The organism is Pseudomonas sp. RC10-4-2 (genome assembly GCF_050433085.1).
In the GTDB taxonomy this organism is placed as follows: Bacteria; Pseudomonadota; Gammaproteobacteria; order Pseudomonadales; family Pseudomonadaceae; genus Pseudomonas; species Pseudomonas aeruginosa.
On the sequence record NZ_JBNPXX010000001.1, the window covers coordinates 1,160,486 to 1,177,307 of the forward strand.

15 protein-coding genes are annotated in these 16,822 nt (G+C 66.7%); 13 read left to right on the forward strand and 2 right to left on the reverse strand.

Annotation, left to right across the window (positions count from 1 at the left end; translation table 11 throughout):
- Nucleotides 1-4: 4 nt before the first annotated feature.
- Nucleotides 5-1,009 carry a type I glyceraldehyde-3-phosphate dehydrogenase gene (gene gap / locus FHW81_RS05475; RefSeq protein WP_003091480.1) on the reverse strand — a complete coding sequence of 335 codons (1,005 nt, stop codon included), beginning with the start codon at nucleotides 1,007-1,009 and terminating at the stop codon, nucleotides 5-7.
- Between the two features lie 129 nt (nucleotides 1,010-1,138).
- Between gap and edd the strand changes: the two genes are divergently transcribed.
- The 11 genes from edd to FHW81_RS05530 all read left to right on the forward strand — a co-directional run bounded on the left by edd (nucleotide 1,139) and on the right by FHW81_RS05530 (nucleotide 13,596).
- Entirely contained in the window at nucleotides 1,139-2,965 is a 1,827-nt protein-coding gene (gene edd, locus FHW81_RS05480) for a phosphogluconate dehydratase (RefSeq protein WP_003091478.1), read from the forward strand.
- Between the two features lie 102 nt (nucleotides 2,966-3,067).
- A complete protein-coding gene (locus FHW81_RS05485; protein ID WP_003114838.1) occupies nucleotides 3,068-4,063 on the forward strand; it encodes a glucokinase in 996 nt (331 codons plus the stop codon).
- Nucleotides 4,064-4,097: 34 nt separating this feature from the next.
- Nucleotides 4,098-4,826 carry a two-component system response regulator GltR gene (gene gltR, locus FHW81_RS05490; RefSeq protein WP_003091475.1) on the forward strand — a complete coding sequence of 243 codons (729 nt, stop codon included), beginning with the start codon at nucleotides 4,098-4,100 and terminating at the stop codon, nucleotides 4,824-4,826.
- Between the two features lie 23 nt (nucleotides 4,827-4,849).
- Nucleotides 4,850-6,271, forward strand: a complete 1,422-nt coding sequence (gene gtrS / locus FHW81_RS05495) for a two-component system sensor histidine kinase GtrS (protein WP_003158346.1) — start codon at nucleotides 4,850-4,852, stop codon at nucleotides 6,269-6,271.
- Nucleotides 6,272-6,328: 57 nt separating this feature from the next.
- The gene (locus FHW81_RS05500) at nucleotides 6,329-6,682 is read left to right on the forward strand and encodes an endonuclease domain-containing protein (RefSeq protein ID WP_305954541.1); all 354 of its coding nucleotides are present in this window, start codon (nucleotides 6,329-6,331) and stop codon (nucleotides 6,680-6,682) included.
- A 113-nt stretch (nucleotides 6,683-6,795) separates the two neighbouring features.
- Nucleotides 6,796-8,058, forward strand: a complete 1,263-nt coding sequence (locus FHW81_RS05505; protein ID WP_003091472.1) for an ABC transporter substrate-binding protein — start codon at nucleotides 6,796-6,798, stop codon at nucleotides 8,056-8,058.
- A 100-nt stretch (nucleotides 8,059-8,158) separates the two neighbouring features.
- The gene (locus FHW81_RS05510; RefSeq protein WP_003091471.1) at nucleotides 8,159-9,091 is read left to right on the forward strand and encodes a carbohydrate ABC transporter permease; all 933 of its coding nucleotides are present in this window, start codon (nucleotides 8,159-8,161) and stop codon (nucleotides 9,089-9,091) included.
- Entirely contained in the window at nucleotides 9,084-9,929 is an 846-nt protein-coding gene (locus tag FHW81_RS05515) for a carbohydrate ABC transporter permease (protein WP_003091470.1), read from the forward strand. The genes FHW81_RS05510 and FHW81_RS05515 overlap by 8 nt, the downstream gene beginning before the upstream one ends.
- Nucleotides 9,930-9,961: 32 nt before the next feature.
- On the forward strand, nucleotides 9,962-11,122 hold the full coding sequence (locus FHW81_RS05520) for an ABC transporter ATP-binding protein (RefSeq protein WP_003114840.1): 1,161 nt from the start codon (nucleotides 9,962-9,964) through the stop codon (nucleotides 11,120-11,122).
- A gap of 43 nt (nucleotides 11,123-11,165) precedes the next feature.
- The gene (gene oprB, locus FHW81_RS05525) at nucleotides 11,166-12,530 is read left to right on the forward strand and encodes a carbohydrate porin OprB (RefSeq protein ID WP_003116413.1); all 1,365 of its coding nucleotides are present in this window, start codon (nucleotides 11,166-11,168) and stop codon (nucleotides 12,528-12,530) included.
- A gap of 214 nt (nucleotides 12,531-12,744) precedes the next feature.
- Nucleotides 12,745-13,596, forward strand: a complete 852-nt coding sequence (locus tag FHW81_RS05530) for a D-hexose-6-phosphate mutarotase (protein WP_003112064.1) — start codon at nucleotides 12,745-12,747, stop codon at nucleotides 13,594-13,596.
- A gap of 8 nt (nucleotides 13,597-13,604) precedes the next feature.
- On the opposite strand, the gene FHW81_RS05535 is transcribed toward FHW81_RS05530, so the two are convergent.
- Nucleotides 13,605-14,462 carry a MurR/RpiR family transcriptional regulator gene (locus tag FHW81_RS05535; protein WP_003091466.1) on the reverse strand — a complete coding sequence of 286 codons (858 nt, stop codon included), beginning with the start codon at nucleotides 14,460-14,462 and terminating at the stop codon, nucleotides 13,605-13,607.
- A gap of 186 nt (nucleotides 14,463-14,648) precedes the next feature.
- Here FHW81_RS05535 and zwf point away from each other — a divergent pair, with 186 nt between their 5' ends.
- The gene (gene zwf / locus FHW81_RS05540; RefSeq protein ID WP_003091465.1) at nucleotides 14,649-16,118 is read left to right on the forward strand and encodes a glucose-6-phosphate dehydrogenase; all 1,470 of its coding nucleotides are present in this window, start codon (nucleotides 14,649-14,651) and stop codon (nucleotides 16,116-16,118) included.
- Complete coding sequence (pgl, locus tag FHW81_RS05545) at nucleotides 16,105-16,821, forward strand: 6-phosphogluconolactonase (RefSeq protein ID WP_003113441.1); 717 nt, start codon at nucleotides 16,105-16,107, stop codon at nucleotides 16,819-16,821. Before zwf ends, pgl begins: the two co-directional genes overlap by 14 nt.
- Nucleotide 16,822: the final 1 nt, after the last annotated feature.

Here is a 16,822-nt window from a genome sequence, read left to right on the forward strand (position 1 = left end):
CGCGTCAGTCGCGGGCGGCGGCCAGCGCCAGGGCGCTGTCCAGCATGCGGTTGGAGAAGCCCCACTCGTTGTCGTACCAGGCCATCGCCTTGACCAGCCGGCCGCTGACCTTGGTGTGGTTGGCGTCGAAGATCGACGAGCGCGGGTCGTGATTGAAATCCACCGACACCAGCGGCTGGGTGTTGTAGCCGAGCACCGGAGAGCCCTCGCTGGCTTCGCGCAGCAGGCGGTTGACCTCGTCTACGCTGGTATCCCGGGCCACCTGCACGGTGAGATCGACCAGCGACACGTTGATCACCGGCACCCGCACCGCCAGCCCGGTAAGCTTGCCGGCGAGTTCCGGCAGGACCAGGCCGACCGCCTCGGCGGCGCCGGTCTTGGTGGGGATCATCGACTGGGTCGCCGAACGTGCGCGGTACAGGTCCGGGTGGTACACGTCGGAGAGGTTCTGGTCGTTGGTGTAGGCATGGATGGTGGTCATCAGGCCGTGCTCGATGCCCAGCTCGCGATGCAGCACCTGGGCCACCGGTGCCAGGCAGTTGGTGGTGCAGGAGGCGTTCGAGACGATCCGATGGGAGGCGCGCAGCACCTCGTGGTTGACGCCGTAGACCACGGTGGCGTCGACGTCCTTGCCGGGCGCCGAGATCAGCACCTTGCCGGCGCCGGCCTGCAGGTGGGCAGCGGCTTTGTCGCGGCTGGTGAAGAGCCCCGTGCACTCGAGCACGATGTCCACGCCGAGGCTCTTCCAGGGCAGTTCCGCCGGGTTGCGGATGGCGCTGACGGCGATGCGGTCGCCCATCACCCGCAGGCTTTCGGCATCGTGCTCGACCTCGCCGGGAAAGCGTCCATGGACGCTGTCGTACTGGAACAGGTGGGCGTTGACCGCGGCGTCGCCGAGGTCATTGATCGCCACTACCTGCAACTGTTCGCGGTAGTGGCCGGTATACAGGGCGCGAAGAACGTTTCGGCCGATGCGACCGAAGCCGTTGATGGCCAGGCGGATAGTCATAATGAGGTCGTCTCTTTTCTATTGTTGTGGTAAAAACCATTACATTTCGTCCAGAAAGAAAAGTAAACATCCTTCAACCGATGATTATGTTGTAAAAACAACAATTGATAGTCTGTAGGAGAATCTGCCATGCACCCTCGTGTGCTCGAAGTCACCCGCCGCATCCAGGCCCGTAGCGCGGCCACTCGCCAGCGCTACCTCGAGATGGTCCGGGCTGCGGCCAGCAAGGGGCCGCACCGAGGCACCCTGCCGTGCGGCAACCTCGCCCACGGGGTCGCGGCCTGTGGCGAAAGCGACAAGCAGACCCTGCGGCTGATGAACCAGGCCAACGTGGCCATCGTTTCCGCCTACAACGACATGCTCTCGGCGCACCAGCCGTTCGAGCGCTTTCCGGGGCTGATCAAGCAGGCGCTGCACGAGATCGGTTCGGTCGGCCAGTTCGCCGGCGGCGTGCCGGCCATGTGCGACGGGGTGACCCAGGGCGAGCCGGGCATGGAACTGTCGCTGGCCAGCCGCGACGTGATCGCCATGTCCACCGCCATCGCGCTGTCTCACAACATGTTCGATGCAGCGCTGTGCCTGGGTGTTTGCGACAAGATCGTGCCGGGCCTGCTGATCGGCTCGCTGCGCTTCGGCCACCTGCCCACCGTGTTCGTCCCGGCCGGGCCGATGCCGACCGGCATCTCCAACAAGGAAAAGGCCGCGGTGCGCCAACTGTTCGCCGAGGGCAAGGCCACTCGCGAAGAGCTGCTGGCCTCGGAAATGGCCTCCTACCATGCACCCGGCACCTGCACCTTCTATGGCACCGCCAATACCAACCAGTTGCTGGTGGAGGTGATGGGCCTGCACTTGCCCGGTGCCTCCTTCGTCAACCCGAACACCCCCCTGCGCGACGAACTCACCCGCGAAGCGGCACGCCAGGCCAGCCGGCTGACCCCCGAGAACGGCAACTACGTGCCGATGGCGGAGATCGTCGACGAGAAGGCCATCGTCAACTCGGTGGTGGCGCTGCTCGCCACCGGCGGCTCGACCAACCACACCCTGCACCTGCTGGCGATCGCCCAGGCGGCGGGCATCCAGTTGACCTGGCAGGACATGTCCGAGCTGTCCCATGTGGTGCCGACCCTGGCGCGCATCTATCCGAACGGCCAGGCCGACATCAACCACTTCCAGGCGGCCGGCGGCATGTCCTTCCTGATCCGCCAACTGCTCGACGGCGGGCTGCTTCACGAGGACGTACAGACCGTCGCCGGCCCCGGCCTGCGCCGCTACACCCGCGAGCCGTTCCTCGAGGATGGCCGGCTGGTCTGGCGCGAAGGGCCGGAACGGAGTCTCGACGAAGCCATCCTGCGTCCGCTGGACAAGCCGTTCTCCGCCGAAGGCGGCTTGCGCCTGATGGAGGGCAACCTCGGTCGCGGCGTGATGAAGGTCTCGGCGGTGGCGCCGGAACACCAGGTGGTCGAGGCGCCGGTACGGATCTTCCACGACCAGGCCAGCCTGGCCGCGGCCTTCAAGGCCGGCGAGCTGGAGCGCGACCTGGTCGCCGTGGTGCGTTTCCAGGGCCCGCGGGCGAACGGCATGCCGGAGCTGCACAAGCTCACGCCGTTCCTCGGGGTCCTGCAGGATCGTGGCTTCAAGGTGGCGCTGGTCACCGACGGGCGCATGTCCGGGGCGTCGGGCAAGGTGCCCGCGGCCATCCATGTGAGTCCGGAAGCCATCGCCGGCGGTCCGCTGGCGCGCCTGCGCGACGGCGACCGGGTGCGGGTGGATGGGGTGAACGGCGAGTTGCGGGTGCTGGTCGACGACGCCGAATGGCAGGCGCGCAGCCTGGAGCCGGCGCCGCAGGACGGCAATCTCGGTTGCGGCCGCGAGCTGTTCGCCTTCATGCGCAACGCCATGAGCAGCGCGGAAGAGGGCGCCTGCAGCTTTACCGAGAGCCTCAACGGCTGGCGCTGATTCTGATAGGTCGATATCCGCCGGCGCTTGGCTGGCGGCTGTCTCTCCGGCAACATCTGCCGACCGTCCCGCCCTGGCGCGGGGCATTGCGGTTCAACGACGATGAATAACGACAACAAGAGAAGCGCCGGCGGCCTCGGCCTGGTCGGCGATATCGGCGGCACCAATGCGCGTTTCGCGCTCTGGCGCGGGCAGCGCCTGGAATCCATCGAGGTGCTCGCCTGCGCCGACTACCCGCGGCCTGAACTGGCCGTGCGCGACTACCTGGCGCGGATCGGCGAATCGGTGGCGAACATCGACTCGGTCTGCCTGGCCTGCGCCGGTCCGGTCGGGGCGGCCGATTTCCGTTTCACCAACAACCACTGGGTGATCAATCGTGCCGCGTTCCGCGAGGAGCTGGGGCTGGATCACCTGCTGCTGGTCAACGACTTCAGCACCATGGCCTGGGCCGCCTCGCGGCTAGGTGCGGACGAGCTGGTGCAGGTCCGCGCCGGCAGCGCCCAGGCGGATCGCGCCCGGCTGATCATCGGTCCCGGCACCGGCCTTGGCGTCGGCAGCCTGCTGCCGCTGGGCGGGGGACGTTGGGAAGTGCTGCCCTGCGAGGGCGGGCACGTCGACCTGCCGGTCACTTCGCCGCGCGACTTCGCGCTCTGGCAGGGCCTGCAGGCGCGCTACGGACATGTCTCCGCCGAGCGCGCACTGTCCGGCAACGGCCTGCTCGCCCTCTATGAAATCAGCTGTGCCCTGGACGGGGTCGCCGTACGCGCGAGCAGTGCGGCGGAAGTCGGTGCCCTGGCCATGGCCGGCGACGCCCAGGCGGACGCCGTGCTGGAGCACTTCTTCCTGTGGCTGGCGCGGGTCGCCGGCAACGCGGTGCTCACCGTCGGCGCGCTCGGTGGCGTCTACATTACCGGCGGCATCGTCCCGCGTTTCCTCGAGCGTTTCATCGCCAGCGGCTTCGCCGAGGCCTTCGCCAGCCGTGGCAAGACTAGCGGCGCTTACCTGCAGGACGTACCGGTGTGGGTCATGACCGCCGAACATCCGGGCCTGCTCGGCGCCGGGGTCGCCCTGCAGCAGGCCCTGGACGCCGAGGGCTGAGTCGGCGTCGAGCAACCGCATAAGGAGGAGTCTCGTGAGCGCGAACGGACGATCGATCCTGCTGGTGGACGATGACCAGGAAATCCGCGAATTGCTGGAGACCTACCTGAGCCGCGCCGGCTTCCAGGTCCGCAGCGTCTCGCGGGGCGCCGACTTCCGCCAGGCGCTGTGCGAGGAGGAGGCGAGCCTGGCGATCCTCGACGTGATGCTGCCGGACGAGGACGGCTTCAGCCTCTGTCGCTGGATTCGCTCCCACCAGCGCCTGGCCTGCATGCCGATCATCATGCTCACCGCCAGTTCCGACGAGGCCGACCGGGTGATCGGCCTGGAACTGGGCGCCGACGACTACCTGGGCAAGCCGTTCAGCCCGCGCGAGCTGCTGGCGCGGATCAAGGCCCTGCTGCGCCGCGCGCAGTTCACCCAGGTGCGCGGTGGCGACGTACTGGCCTTCGAGGACTGGCGACTGGACACGGTCAGCCACCGGCTGTTCCACGAGGACGGCGAGGAGTTCTTCCTCAGCGGCGCGGATTTCGCCCTGCTCAAGCTGTTCCTCGACCATCCGCAGCAGATCCTCGACCGCGACACCATCGCCAACGCCACCCGCGGCCGCGAGGTGCTGCCGCTGGAGCGCATCGTCGACATGGCGGTCAGCCGCCTGCGCCAGCGCCTGCGCGACACCGGCAAGGCGCCGCGGCTGATCCAGACCGTGCGCGGCAGTGGCTACCTGCTGGCGGCGCAGGTGCGGCCGCACCTGCAGCCATGAGCGAACGGCGGCGCTGGTCGCCGGTGCCGCGCTCGCTGCTCGGGCGCATGCTGCTCCTGACCCTGCTCGCGGTGCTGGTCGCGCAAGGGCTTTCCAGCCTGTTCTGGCTGTCGCACCTGCGCTCCAGCCAGCGCGAGGGCCTGCTCACCAGCTCGCGCAGCCTGGCCTACTCGATGGCGGCCAGCGTCAGCTACTTCCGTTCCCTGCCGCTCGGCTACCGTCCGCTGGTGCTCGACCAGTTGCGCAGCATGGGCGGTACGCGCTTCTTCGTCTCGCTGAACGACCGGCCGCTGGAGATGCGTGCCCTGCCGGACACGCCGAACAAGCAGGCGGTGCTGGAGATCGTCCAGGACGTGTTGCACCAACGCCTGGGCAAGGAGGTCGAGCTGCAGGTCGAATTCGTCAGTCCCGACGAGCTGCGCCTGTTTAACGGCGCGCTGAAGCTCGACGAGCTGCCGCGTTCCTGGGCGCACTACGCGCTGACCCTGGAGCCGGTGAACCCGCCGGTGCTGGTGACCCAGATCCGCATCGGCGACAGCGAGTGGCTGTACATCGCCAGCCTGATGCCGGCGCCGTACGTCAGCCTGGAACCCGAGGGACTGCAACCGCAGCAGGTGCTCTCGATCGTTTTCACCAGCCTGTTGCTGCTGCTTTTCACCGGTTTGCTGATGCATTGGCAGAGCCGTCCGCTCAAGCGCCTGGCGCGCGCCGCCCGCGACCTGGCCCTGGGCAGTCCGTCGGCAGCGCTGGAGGAGCGCGGCGCCAGCGAACTGGTGGAGGTGGCGCGCGCCTTCAACACCATGCATGAGCGCATCGACCGCTACCTGAACGAGCGCGGGCAGTTGTTCAGCGCCATCTCCCACGACCTGCGCACGCCGATCACCCGCCTGCGCCTGCGGGTAGAACTCCTCGAGGACGAGCGCTTGCAGGAGAAGTTCGGGCGCGACCTGGACGAGCTGGAACTGCTGGTGAAGGGCGCGCTGCAGTGCGTGAAGGACACCGATATCCACGAGAACGTCGAGCCGGTCGACCTCAACCTGTTGCTCCAGCACATCGCCGAGCCCTACCTGGCCGATGGCCGGGTGGAGGTCGTCGGTCGCGCCGCGGAGCCTTATCCGGGCAAGCCCCTGGCGCTCAAGCGCTGTATCGGCAACCTGCTGGACAATGCGCTGAAATACGGCGAACGCGCCCGCCTGAGCCTGGAGGACGGGCCGGAAGCGGTGGCGCTGCACGTCGACGACGACGGCCCCGGCGTGCCCGAGCAGCGCCTGGAACAGATCTTCGAGCCGCGCTTCCGTCTGTCTCCGCGAGGGCAGGGCTACGGGCTGGGCCTGGGCATTGCGCGCAACATCGCGCACACCCATGGCGGCGAAGTCAGTTTGCAGAACCGTCGCGAGGGCGGCCTGCGGGTCAGCCTGCGCTTGCCGCGCCTGGGGCTGGAGTGATGGGCTGGCCTGCCGGGCCCTTGAACGAGGCGGGCAGGCACGAGGTTCTCCCGTGTTCTGCGGCAGCCGCAGACAGAGGCGGAGCGGGCGCTATGGCAGTGTTTGCGCGGGCATCGATTGCTCGGGCTGAAGTTTCGTCGGCAGAAGGTTCTCGGGCCGTACATCGTCGATTTCGTCTGCCATGAGCGGATGCTGGTGATCGAACTGGATGGCGGGCAGCATGTGGGTTCGCCGGCCGATGCCTGGCTGGAGAGCCGGGGTCCAGGGTACTGCGGTTCTGGAACGACAAGGTGCTGGCGCGCAGGGAGGTGCTGCTGGAGGTCATTCTCGTGTTGTAGGAGGTTTCTGTCGCGAAACCGCCTTGCCGAGTTCGAGTCCAGATTTTCCTGCTCTGCCTCAATCCCAATGTAACCACTCCGTGACAAACCCGGATCGCTTCGTTACCCGCGACGCGGAACGCTTGAATAGACTCGAAGCATTGCAAGCGCAGACTTGCTCCGAATAACAAGAAGAAGGTTTTCCTCATGAATGCGATCCGTCGCCTCTCTGCCGTCATCTGTCTTTCCTCCCTCTGCCTCTCCCCACTGCTGGCCCAGGCCGGCGAAGTCGAAGTGCTGCACTGGTGGACCTCCGCCGGCGAGAAGCGCGCCGCCGAAACCCTGAAGAAGCTGGTCGAAGCCAAGGGCCACACCTGGAAGGACTTCGCCGTGGCCGGCGGTGGCGGCGAGGCTGCGATGACCGTGCTGAAGACCCGCGCGGTGTCCGGCAATCCGCCGGCCGCGGCGCAGATCAAGGGGCCGGATATCCAGGAGTGGGGCGAACTGGGCCTGCTCGCCGACCTCAACGCGGTGGCCGCCGAAGGCAAGTGGGACAGCCTGCTGCCGAAGCAGGTGGCGCAGATCATGAAGTACGACGGCGACTACGTAGCAGTGCCGATCAACGTACACCGGGTGAACTGGCTCTACATCAACCCGGAAGTGTTCAAGAAGGCCGGCGCCACCCCGCCGACCACCCTCGACGAACTGTTCGTCGCCGCCGACAAGCTCAAGGCCGCCGGTTTCACGCCGCTGGCCCATGGCAGCCAACCGTGGCAGGACGGCACCGTGTTCGAGAACCTGGTGCTGAGCAAGATGGGTCCGGAAGGCTATCGCAAGGCCTTCGTCGAACAGGACAAGGCGACCCTCACCGGAGCGCAGATGGTCGAGGTGTTCGCCGCGCTGAAGAAGCTCCGCGGCTATGTCGATGCCGACGCCGCCGGTCGCGAATGGAGCGCCGCCACGGCGATGGTGATCAACGGCAAGGCCGGGATGCAGATCATGGGCGACTGGGCGAAGAGCGAGTTCACCGCCGCCGGCAAGGTGCCGGGCAAGGACTACCAGTGCCTGCCGTTCCCCGGCACGCAGAAAGCCTTCGACTACAACATCGACTCGCTGGTGATGTTCAAGCTGAGCAACGCGGAGAACCGCAAGGCCCAGGAAGACCTGGCGCGCAGCGTGCTCGACCCGTCCTTCCAGAAGGACTTCAACCTCAACAAGGGCTCCATCCCGGTTCGCCTGGACGCCGACATGGCGCCGTTCGACAGTTGCGCCCAGCAGTCGATGAAGGACTTCAAGCAGGCTTCCCAGGACGGCAACCTGGTGCCGAGCATGGCCCACAGCATGGCCGCTTCCAGCTACGTGCAGGGGGCGATCTTCGACGTGGTGACCAACTTCTTCAACGACCCCGCCGCGGATCCGCAGAAGGCCGCCCAGCAACTGGCGGCCGCCATCGAGGCGGCGGCGCAGTAAGTCCCTGGCGCGGAGCCCGGCCTGGGCTCCGCTCGATCCTCCCGACTGGCTCCGTGCCGCCGAGCGGCACGGGTGGGTTCCTTCGCACGCGAGAAAACGCATGGCGACCAATTCCCCTGTCTATCCCACGGCTCCGGTAGCGCCTCGTCGCGTCTCGCCACTCGATCGCCTGCAAGGCTGGCTGCCGAAGCTGGTGCTGGCGCCAAGCGTGGTCGTGGTGCTGTTCTGCATGTATGGCTACATCGGCTGGACGCTGCTGCTGTCCTTCACCAACTCGCGCTTCATGCCCAGCTACAAGTGGGCCGGGCTGAGCCAGTACCAGCGCCTGTGGGACAACGACCGCTGGTGGGTGGCGAGCAAGAACCTGCTGCTCTTCGGCGGCTCGTTCATCGCCATCTGCCTGGTGCTCGGAGTGTTCCTCGCAGTGCTGCTGGACCAGCGCATCCGCCGCGAAGGCTTCATCCGCACCCTCTACCTGTATCCCATGGCGTTGTCGATGATCGTCACCGGCACCGCCTGGAAGTGGCTGCTCAATCCGGGCCTGGGCCTGGACAAGCTGCTCCGCGACTGGGGCTGGGAAGGTTTCCGCTTCGACTGGCTGGTGGACCCGGAGCGGGTCGTCTACTGCCTGGTGATCGCCGCCGTGTGGCAGGCCTCCGGCTTCGTCATGGCGCTGTTCCTCGCCGGCCTGCGCGGGGTCGACCCGGCCATCGTGCGCGCCGCCCAGGTCGACGGTGCGAGCCTGCCGACCATCTACCTGCGCATCGTCCTGCCGAGCCTGCGCCCGGTGTTCTTCAGCGCGCTGATGATCCTCGCCCATATCGCGATCAAGAGCTTCGACCTGGTGGCGGCGATGACCGCCGGCGGCCCGGGTTATTCCTCCGACCTGCCGGCGATGTTCATGTATGCGCATACCTTCACCCGTGGCCAGATGGGGCTCGGCGCGGCGAGCGCGATGCTGATGCTCGGCGCTGTACTGGCGATCGTGGTGCCTTACCTGTATTCCGAACTGCGAGGCAAGCGCCATGCGTGACGCGTCCCTGAACCCGAGCTTCAGCGTCAGCCGCCTGGCCGTGCACCTGACCCTCTGGGGCGCCTGCGCGCTTTACCTGGTGCCGCTGCTGGTGATGCTGCTGACCAGCTTCAAGACGCCGGACGACATCCGCACCGGCAACCTGCTGTCGCTGCCCGACACCTTCACCGTCATCGGCTGGCTCAAGGCCTGGGACAGCGTCGGCGCGTTCTTCTGGAACTCGGTGCTGATCACCGTGCCCGGCGTGCTGATCTCCACCTTCATCGGCGCGTTGAACGGCTACGTGCTGTCGATGTGGCGCTTCCGCGGTTCCCAGCTGTTCTTCGGCGCGCTGTTGTTCGGCTGCTTCCTGCCGTTCCAGGTGATCCTCCTGCCGATGTCCTTCACCCTCGGCAAGCTCGGCCTGGCCAATACCACCAGTGGCCTGGTGCTGGTCCACGTGATCTACGGCCTGGCCTTCACCACGCTGTTCTTCCGCAACTATTTCGTGGCGATCCCGGATGCCCTGGTCAAGGCCGCGCGCCTGGACGGCGCCGGCTTCTTCACCATCTTCCTGCGCATCCTGCTGCCGATGTCCACGCCCATCGTGATGGTCTGCCTGATCTGGCAGTTCACCCAGATCTGGAACGACTTCCTGTTCGGCGTGGTGTTCGCCAGCGGCGATTCGCAACCGATCACCGTGGCCCTGAACAACCTGGTGAACATCACCACCGGGGTCAAGGAATACAACGTCGACATGGCCGCGGCGATGATCGCCGCGCTGCCCACGCTGGTGGTCTACGTACTGGCCGGCAAGTACTTCGTGCGCGGCCTCACCGCCGGCGCCGTGAAAGGCTGAGACGGGTCGCTGACCCCGGAGACGAACGAAACATGGCAACCCTCGAACTGCGCAACCTGCACAAGAGCTACGGCAGCGGCCTGGCGGATACCCTCAGGGACATCCGGCTGAAGATCGACTCCGGCGAATTCCTGATCCTCGTCGGGCCCTCGGGTTGCGGCAAGTCGACCCTGATGAACTGCATCGCCGGGCTGGAGAGCATCACCGGCGGTGCGATCCTGGTGGACGGCCAGGACATCAGCGGCATGAGCCCCAAGGACCGCGACATCGCCATGGTCTTCCAGTCCTACGCCCTGTACCCGACCATGAGCGTGCGCGAGAACATCGCCTTCGGCCTGAAGATCCGCAAGATGCCCCAGGCCGCCATCGACGAGGAGGTGGCGCGGGTGGCCAGGCTGTTGCAGATCGAGCACCTGCTCGAACGCAAGCCCTCGCAGCTCTCCGGCGGCCAGCAGCAGCGGGTGGCCATGGGCCGGGCGCTGGCGCGGCGGCCCAAGGTCTACCTGTTCGACGAGCCGCTGTCCAACCTCGATGCCAAGCTGCGGGTGGAAATGCGCACCGAGCTGAAGCTGATGCACCAGCGGCTGAAGACCACGACCGTGTATGTCACCCACGACCAGATCGAGGCCATGACCCTCGGCGACAAGGTGGCGGTGATGAAGGACGGCGTCATCCAGCAGTTCGGCACGCCGCAGCAGATCTACAACGACCCGGCCAACCTGTTCGTCGCCAGCTTCATCGGTTCGCCGCCGATGAATTTCATTCCGTTGCGCCTGCAGCGCCGGGACGGACGCTGGACCGGCCTGCTCGATAGCGGCCAGGACCGTATCGAACTGCCGTTGAGCCTGGAGCCCGGCCTGGAGGAGGGGCGCGAGCTGATCCTCGGCGTACGACCGGAGCAGATCGCCCTGGGCGATGGCAGCGCTGCCCATGACCTGCGTACCGAGGTCGAGGTGCTCGAACCGACCGGGCCGGACACCCTGGTCTTCGTCACCGTCAACCAGGTCAAGGTCTGTTGCCGCCTGGCGCCGGACGTCGCGCCGGCCGCGGGCAGCGGCATGAGCCTGCGCTTCGATCCCGCGCGGGTCCTGCTGTTCGACGCGCAGAGCGGCGAGCGCGTGGCCGTGCGCACGGCGGGCGTGGCGGCGGAGAAGGTCACCGCCTTGAACGGCAATCGCCAGAAGAACTCCTGAATCCTTTCGTACTGCCTAGACCACAACCACGAGGACGCTGGAAATGTACAAGAACAAGAAAACCAGACCGGCCGCCAGGACCGTTGGCTGCCTGTTTGCCCTTGGAGCGCTGGGCTTGGGGAGCGCGGCGCACGCCGCCGAGGCGTTCTCCCCGAACTCGAAATGGATGCTCGGCGACTGGGGCGGCAAGCGCACCGAGCTGCTGGAGAAGGGCTACGACTTCAAGCTGGAGTACGTCGGCGAGGCGGCGGCCAACCTCGACGGCGGCTATGACGACGACAAGACAGGACGCTACACCGACCAGTTCGCCCTGGGCGTGCACATGGACCTGGAGAAGATCCTCGGCTGGAAGGCTACCGAGTTCCAGTTCACCGTCACCGAGCGCAACGGCAAGAACCTTTCCAACGACCGCATCGGCGACCCGCGTGCCGGGCACATCAGCTCGGTGCAGGAGGTCTGGGGCCGCGGGCAGACCTGGCGGCTGACCCAGCTGTGGCTCAAGCAGCAGTACTTCGACGGCGCGCTGGACGTGAAATTCGGCCGTTTCGGCGAGGGCGAGGACTTCAACAGCTTCCCCTGCGATTTCCAGAACCTGGCCTTCTGCGGCTCGCAGGTGGGCAACTGGGCGGGGAGCATCTGGTACAACTGGCCGGTCAGCCAGTGGGCGTTGCGGGTGAAGTACAACTTCGCGCCGGACTGGTACGTGCAGGTCGGCGCCTACGAGCAGAACCCGTCGAACCTGGAGACCGGCAACGGCTTCAAGATGAGCGGCAGCGGGACCAAGGGCGCGCTGCTGCCGGTGGAGCTGATCTGGCAGCCGAAGGTCGGCGCCGAGCAACTGCCGGGCGAGTACCGGCTGGGCTACTACTACAGCACGGCGAAGGCCGATGACGTCTACGACGACGTCGACGGCCAGCCGCAGGGGCTGACCGGCAACGACTTCAAGTCGCGCGGCAGCAAGCATGGCTGGTGGGTGGTGGCGCAGCAGCAGGTCACTTCGCACAACGGCGATGCCTCGCGCGGGTTGAGCCTGTTCGCCAACCTGACGGTCCACGACAAGGCGACCAACGTGGTGGACAACTACCAGCAGCTCGGGGTGGTCTACAAGGGTCCGTTCGACGCGCGGCCGAAGGACGACATCGGCCTGGGCATCGCGCGCATCCATGTCAACGACGATGTGAAGAAGCGCCAGCGCCTGGTGAACCAGGTGAACGGCATCGACGATTACGACAACCCGCTGTACCAGCCGCTGCAGGACACCGAGTACAACGCCGAGCTGTACTACGGGGTGCATGTGACCGACTGGCTGACGGTGCGGCCGAACCTGCAGTACATCAAGCAGCCGGGCGGGGTCGACGAGGTCGACAACGCGCTGGTGGCGGGGATCAAGATCCAGACGGTGTTCTGACCGTCGCGTTGCCTGCTCCGGTGTTGTGCCTGGGCCCGCCCGAGCGTTTCGGGCGGGCCGTTTTTTTCCGGCGACCGCTCTTCCCGGCTGCCTGTTACAAACCGACTACGCTTTTCCTGTGCCGATCATTTGGGGCTTGCGTGCGAAATGTAGTAAAACTACACGGATGCACGCCCGGGCTTTCCGGGAAGGGGAGAGGGTAGGACAATCGGACATGCTTGAGCATCCGCTGCAGCGTTTCTTTCATTCCATGCGGGCCAAGCGACCGTTCGACTGGGTACGCTTCCAACGTCGCGATCTGCTGTTGATCGACCATCCGCTGTGCCAGGCCGTATTCAGTCGGCAAGGGGCGCAGCTCCTGCATTTCCAGCCGCAGGGCGAACGCCCGTTGCTGTGGTGCGCCAGCGAATGGCCGGCCCTCAGCAGCGCGCCGGTGCGCGGCGGCATCCCGGTCTGCTGGCCGTGGTTCGGCAGCCATCCGAACGGCAGCGAATGGCCGCAGCAGGGCTGGGCGCGGCAACGCGAATGGCGCCTGCTGGATGCCTACGCCGACGAAAGCAAGGTGGTGGTGAGCTGGCAACTGGACCTGGAGGACTGGCACGTGCGCCTCGATGCGCGCCTTGGCCAGCGCCTGGAGCTGGAGCTGTGCAGCTACCATGAGGAAGACGACGATTGCCTGTTCAGCTTCGCCCTGCAGCCCTACTGGCGGGTCGGCGCGCTGAGCCGGGTGGTGGTGCACGGCATGGAGCTGGAGTCGGCTCGCGGCCAGCGCGGCGCTTCGCGGATTCCGGGAACCTGGATACCGCGCGGCGCGGTCAAGCAGGTGCTCTACCATCCCGGATCGCTGGTGCTGGAGGACGGCGGCTGGAACCGCCGCTTGCGGATCGACAAGAACGTCAGCGCCGGCAGCGTGATCTGGCACCCCGGCAGCCGCCCGGTGGAGCAGGTCGAGCCGGGCGAAGCGGAACGCTTCCTCTGTATCGGCGCCGCTGGCTACCGCCCGGGCGGGCTGATCCTGGCGCCCGGCGAACGCATGCGCCTGAGTCTCGCCGCCGGCCTGCAATAGGCGGGCGGTCAGTTGTCCTCGTCGAGGGGATAGCGGGTTGGCACCAGGCTTTCCTTGATCCGCCGCAGGTGCGGCTGGAAGTCCACGCCGCGGCGCAGGGTCACTCCGGTGGCCAGTACGTCGAGCACGGTGAGCTGGACGATCCGCGAAGTCATCGGCATGTAGATGTCGGTGTCTTCCGGCAACGGGATGTCCAGGCACAGGGTGCTGGCCCTGGCCAGCGGCGAGCCGGCGGCGGTCAGGCCGAGCACCGAGGCGCCGTTCTCCCGCGCCAGGTGCGCCACCTCCACCAGCTCGCGGGTGCGTCCGGTATAGGAAATCACCACGAACAGGTCGCCGGTATGCGCCACCGAGGCGATCATCCGTTGCATCAGCACGTCGGCCTGGGCGCTCACCGCCAGGTTGAAGCGGAAGAACTTGTGCTGCGCGTCGAGCGCTACCGAGGCCGAGGCGCCAAGACCGAAGAAGTGGATCTGCCGGGCCTGGATCAACAGGTCCACGGCGCGGTCGATGACGCGTGGGTCGAGCAACTTGTGGGCGCTGTCGAGGGAGGCGATGGTGTTGCTGAAGATCTTCCGCGTATAGGCTTCCGGCCCGTCGTCCTCGGCTACCGCCTGGGTTACGAAGGCAGCGCCGCTGGCCAGGCTCTGGGCCAGCTGGATCTTCAGTTCCGGATAGCCGCTCATGCCGAAGGAGCGACAGAAGCGGTTCACCGTCGGTTCGCTGACCGCTGCCGCCTGGGCCAGGGCGGCGATGCTGAAACGGGTGGCCTGCTGCGGGTTCTGCAGGATGACCTCGGCGACTTTGCGCTCCGCCTTGTTCAGTTCGTCCAGGCGGCTCTGGATCTGCTCCAGCAGGTTTTTCATCCGGGTTCCTCGTGTTCTGTCGGCCCGGCGGGGAAGGGCCGGCGGCGGCGCCTATCCTAACGTCAGGCCGGCATGCGACCAACAGCGTGGCGGGCTGGGAAAAATATGTTGTTTAATTACTACATATTTGTCTTAATTGCGCAGTGGATGGCTCAATATCACTCAATATTTGGTTGGTAACAACAAATGCCTGATGTCCGCGTTCTGCCTTGCACGTTAGCGCTGTTCGGTGCGCTGGGCGATCTCGCCTTGCGCAAGCTGTTCCCGGCGCTCTACCAACTCGATCGTGAGAACCTGCTGCACCGCGATACCCGCGTCCTGGCCCTGGCCCGTGACGAAGGCGCTCCCGCCGAACACCTGGCGACGCTGGAGCAGCGCCTGCGCCTGGCAGTGCCGGCGAAGGAGTGGGACGACGCGGTCTGGCAGCGTTTCCGCGAACGCCTCGACTACCTGAGCATGGACTTCCTCGACCCGCAGGCCTATGTCGGCTTGCGCGAGGCGGTGGATGACGAACTGCCGCTGGTCGCCTACTTCGCCACGCCGGCCTCGGTGTTCGGCGGCATCTGCGAGAACCTCGCCGCCGCCGGTCTCGCCGAGCGCACCCGGGTGGTGCTGGAGAAGCCTATCGGTCATGACCTGGAGTCGTCCCGCGAGGTCAACGAGGCAGTCGCCCGGTTCTTCCCGGAAAGCCGCATCTACCGGATCGACCATTACCTGGGCAAGGAGACGGTGCAGAACCTGATCGCCCTGCGCTTCGCCAACAGCCTCTTCGAGACCCAGTGGAACCAGAACCACATCTCCCACGTGGAGATCACCGTGGCCGAGAAGGTCGGCATCGAAGGCCGCTGGGGCTACTTCGACCAGGCCGGGCAACTGCGCGACATGGTGCAGAACCACCTGCTGCAACTGCTCTGCCTGATCGCCATGGATCCGCCCAGCGACCTTTCGGCGGACAGCATTCGCGACGAGAAGGTCAAGGTCCTCCGCGCCCTCGAGCCGATTCCCGCCGAACAACTGGCTTCGCGCGTGGTGCGTGGGCAGTACACCGCCGGTTTCAGCGACGGCAAGGCAGTGCCGGGCTACCTGGAGGAGGAACATGCGAATCGCGACAGCGACGCGGAAACCTTCGTCGCCCTGCGCGTGGATATCCGCAACTGGCGCTGGTCGGGCGTGCCGTTCTACCTGCGCACCGGCAAGCGCATGCCGCAGAAGCTGTCGCAGATCGTCATCCACTTCAAGGAGCCGCCGCACTACATCTTCGCTCCCGAGCAGCGTTCGCTGATCAGCAACCGGCTGATCATCCGCCTGCAGCCGGACGAAGGTATCTCCCTGCAAGTGATGACCAAGGACCAGGGCCTGGGCAAGGGCATGCAATTGCGTACCGGCCCGCTGCAACTGAGTTTTTCCGAGACCTACCACGCGGCGCGGATTCCCGATGCCTACGAGCGTCTGCTGCTGGAGGTCACCCAGGGCAACCAGTACCTGTTCGTGCGCAAGGACGAGGTGGAGTTCGCCTGGAAGTGGTGCGACCAGCTGATCGCTGGCTGGGAACGCCTGAGCGAAGCGCCCAAGCCGTATCCGGCTGGGAGTTGGGGGCCGGTGGCCTCGGTGGCCCTGGTGGCCCGCGATGGGAGGAGTTGGTATGGCGATTTCTGAGTTGAAGCTGCCGGCCGGCGTCGGCCTGCAGGTCTGGGGCAGCGCCGCCGAGCAGGCCCGCGGCCTGGCCGCCGAGGTCGCCGGCCGGTTGCGCTCGGCGCTGGCCGAGCAGGGCCAGGCGCTGCTGGTGGTGTCCGGTGGGCGCAGTCCGGTGGCCTTCCTCGAAGCCTTGAGCGAGGAGCCGCTGGACTGGTCGCGGATCACCGTCAGCCTGGCCGACGAGCGCTGGGTGCCGGAGTCGCATGCCGATAGCAACGCCGGCCTGGTTCGCCGCCACCTGCTCCGTGGCGAGGCGGCGAAGGCGCGCTTCATCGGCCTCTACCAGCCGGCGGCGAGCCTGGAGGAAGCGGCCGAGCTGGCCGACCATCACCTGCACGAGCTGCCATTGCCGATCGACGTGCTGGTCCTCGGCATGGGCGACGACGGCCATACCGCCTCGCTGTTCCCGAACAGCCCTGGCCTGGACCTGGCGATGGATCCCCAGGGGACGCGCCGTTGTCTGCCGATGTGGGCGCCGAGCGTGCCGCACCAGCGCCTGACCCTGCCGCGCGCCGTGCTGGCGGCGGCGAAGGTGCAGCTGCTGGCGATCCAGGGCCAGTCCAAGCTGGCCACCCTGAACGCCGCGCTGGCGGTCGAGGACGAACGGCGGATGCCGGTTCGCGCCTTCCTCCGCGCGCCGCTGACGATCCATTGGTACCCCTGAG

Excerpts from the sequence above, each read along its gene's own strand:
- gap (WP_003091480.1), bottom strand. The coding sequence starts at position 1,009 with ATGACTATCCGCCTGGCCATCAACGGCTTCGGTCGCATCGGCCGAAAC.
- edd (WP_003091478.1), top strand. The coding sequence starts at position 1,139 with ATGCACCCTCGTGTGCTCGAAGTCACCCGCCGCATCCAGGCCCGTAGC.
- FHW81_RS05485 (WP_003114838.1), top strand. The coding sequence starts at position 3,068 with ATGAATAACGACAACAAGAGAAGCGCCGGCGGCCTCGGCCTGGTCGGC.
- FHW81_RS05505 (WP_003091472.1), top strand. The coding sequence starts at position 6,796 with ATGAATGCGATCCGTCGCCTCTCTGCCGTCATCTGTCTTTCCTCCCTC.
- FHW81_RS05510 (WP_003091471.1), top strand. The coding sequence starts at position 8,159 with ATGGCGACCAATTCCCCTGTCTATCCCACGGCTCCGGTAGCGCCTCGT.
- FHW81_RS05515 (WP_003091470.1), top strand. The coding sequence starts at position 9,084 with ATGCGTGACGCGTCCCTGAACCCGAGCTTCAGCGTCAGCCGCCTGGCC.
- FHW81_RS05520 (WP_003114840.1), top strand. The coding sequence starts at position 9,962 with ATGGCAACCCTCGAACTGCGCAACCTGCACAAGAGCTACGGCAGCGGC.
- oprB (WP_003116413.1), top strand. The coding sequence starts at position 11,166 with ATGTACAAGAACAAGAAAACCAGACCGGCCGCCAGGACCGTTGGCTGC.
- FHW81_RS05530 (WP_003112064.1), top strand. The coding sequence starts at position 12,745 with ATGCTTGAGCATCCGCTGCAGCGTTTCTTTCATTCCATGCGGGCCAAG.
- FHW81_RS05535 (WP_003091466.1), bottom strand. The coding sequence starts at position 14,462 with ATGAAAAACCTGCTGGAGCAGATCCAGAGCCGCCTGGACGAACTGAAC.
- zwf (WP_003091465.1), top strand. The coding sequence starts at position 14,649 with ATGCCTGATGTCCGCGTTCTGCCTTGCACGTTAGCGCTGTTCGGTGCG.
- pgl (WP_003113441.1), top strand. The coding sequence starts at position 16,105 with ATGGCGATTTCTGAGTTGAAGCTGCCGGCCGGCGTCGGCCTGCAGGTC.